The following is a 2,500-nucleotide window of genomic DNA, read 5'->3' as shown; positions in this document are numbered from 1 at the left end:
CCACACCTGTTGAAAAAGGTCGGGATGAGTTGTGCCTAGGGGTGAAAGGCCAATCAAACTCGGAGATAGCTGGTTCTCTGCGAAATCTATTTAGGTAGAGCGTCGGACGAATACTCTCGGGGGTAGAGCACTGAATGGGTAATGGGGACTCACCGTCTTACTGATCCTAATCAAACTCCGAATACCGAGAAGTAATATCCGGCAGACACACTGTGGGTGCTAACGCCCATGGTGAAAAGGGAAACAACCCTGACCTACAGCTAAGGCCCCTAATTCATGGCTAAGTGGGAAAGCAGGTGGGACGACCAAAACAACCAGGAGGTTGGCTTAGAAGCAGCCATCCTTTAAAGATAGCGTAACAGCTCACTGGTCTAATTAAGTTGTCCTGCGGCGAAGATGTAACGGGGCTCAAGCCATGAGCCGAAGCTTAGGATGCATTTATTGCATGGTAGCAGAGCGTAGTGTGACATAGTTCCCATCCTCTTTTGCACCTTCGGGTGTAGTGGAGGATAAGGAGCTTTCTGTGAAGCCCGGGCGTGAGCCATCGGGTGGAGAGATCACTAGTGAGAATGATGACATGAGTAGCGACAAACAGGGTGAGAGACCCTGTCGCCGAAAGTCCAAGGGTTCCTGCTTAAAGTTAATCTGAGCAGGGTAAGCCGACCCCTAAGGCGAGGCCGAAAGGCGTAGTCGATGGGAACCAGGTTAATATTCCTGGGCCGTGAGGTGGTGACGGATCTCGAAGGTAGTTCTTCCTTATTGGATTGAAAGAGCTGCTTAGAGGTTCCTGGAAATAGCCCCTCTTTAAGATCGTACCCTAAACCAACACAGGTGGACTGGTAGAGAATACCAAGGCGCTTGAGAGAACCACATTTAAGGAACTCGGCAAAATACCTCCGTAAGTTCGCGAGAAGGAGGCCCGATTAGGACGCAAGTCTTGGTCGGGGGCACAAACCAGGGGGTGGCGACTGTTTACTAAAAACATAGGGCTCTGCGAAGTCGTAAGACGACGTATAGGGTCTGACGCCTGCCCGGTGCCTGAAGGTTAAAAGGAGGAGTGCAAGCTCCGAATTGAAGCCCAGGTAAACGGCGGCCGTAACTATAACGGTCCTAAGGTAGCGAAATTCCTTGTCGGGTAAGTTCCGACCTGCACGAATGGCGTAACGACTTCCCCGCTGTCTCAAATGTGGACTCAGCGAAATTGAATTGCCTGTCAAGATGCAGGCTTCCCGCGGTTAGACGGAAAGACCCCGTGCACCTTCACTACAACTTTACACTGGCATTAGACACAATTTGTGCAGGATAGGTGGTAGGCTTTGAAGCAGAGACGCTAGTCTTTGTGGAGCCTCCCTTGAGATACCACCCTAATTCTGTTTGATGTCTAACCGCGGTCCATTATCTGGATCCGGGACCCTGTATGGTGGGTAGTTTGACTGGGGCGGTCGCCTCCTAAAGAGTAACGGAGGCGCGCGAAGGTTGGCTCAGACCGGTCGGAAATCGGTCGTTGAGTGCAATGGCAGAAGCCAGCCTGACTGCGAGACTGACAAGTCGAGCAGAGACGAAAGTCGGTCATAGTGATCCGGTGGTCCCGAGTGGAAGGGCCATCGCTCAACGGATAAAAGGTACGCCGGGGATAACAGGCTGATACTGCCCAAGAGCTCATATCGACGGCAGTGTTTGGCACCTCGATGTCGGCTCATCTCATCCTGGGGCTGGAGCAGGTCCCAAGGGTATGGCTGTTCGCCATTTAAAGAGGTACGTGAGCTGGGTTTAGAACGTCGTGAGACAGTTCGGTCCCTATCTGCCGTGGGTGTAGGAGATTTGAGAAGAGTTGCCCCTAGTACGAGAGGACCGGGGTGAACGTTCCACTGGTGGACCAGTTGTCATGCCAATGGCAGTGCTGGGTAGCTATGAACGGACAGGATAACCGCTGAAGGCATCTAAGCGGGAAGCCCCCTTCAAAACAAGATCTCCCTGAGGGCCGAGGTAGACCACCTCGTCGATAGGTCAGAGATGTAAGTGCGGTAACGCACTCAGTTGACTGATACTAATTGCCCGATAGGCTTGATTTGATCCAGTAGAAGATAGACTTCTACAAACCTGACCCCCGAACGTAAGTTTGGTAAGGGTTCAGGCGGAATAATCAAAAGCTACACTTTTTTAAGTGAAACTAAATCTGATAGTTAAAACTGTGTGTTGTGTTTCTTTCTCGGTTTGGTGGTCATGGCACAAGTGAAACACCCGATCCCATCCCGAACTCGGCAGTTAAGCACTGTTGCGCCAATGGTACTGCGTCTTAAGACGTGGGAGAGTAGGTCGCCGCCAAACCTAGTAAGAAACATAACACGTATCTCTCAAACGATCCCTCAAACCCCAGAAATTACAAAAACTGGGATGCGAACTAAGGCAAAATGCCTAAGCGTCGCGGGATGGAGCAGCCCGGTAGCTCGTCAGGCTCATAACCTGAAGGTCGTCAGTTCAAATCTGACTCCCGCAACCA

Annotated in this window: 1 tRNA gene and 2 rRNA genes (1 of these 3 cut by a window edge); all 3 read left to right on the top strand. The window is 51.4% G+C overall.

Annotated features, from left to right (window positions below):
- Nucleotides 1-2,072: ribosomal RNA gene (locus tag AB9F27_RS21540) — 23S ribosomal RNA — on the top strand; it begins 761 nt to the left of the window's first position.
- Nucleotides 2,073-2,213: 141 nt separating this feature from the next.
- Nucleotides 2,214-2,328, top strand: a 5S ribosomal RNA gene (gene rrf, locus AB9F27_RS21535).
- A gap of 95 nt (nt 2,329-2,423) precedes the next feature.
- Nucleotides 2,424-2,500 (top strand) — tRNA-Met (locus AB9F27_RS21530).

Source organism: Falsihalocynthiibacter sp. CO-5D18 (assembly GCF_041205445.1).
Classification (GTDB): domain Bacteria; phylum Pseudomonadota; class Alphaproteobacteria; order Rhodobacterales; family Rhodobacteraceae; genus Falsihalocynthiibacter; species Falsihalocynthiibacter arcticus.
The sequence above is the reverse complement of the archived record's forward strand: the minus strand, read 5'-3'. Positions and strand labels throughout refer to the sequence as shown.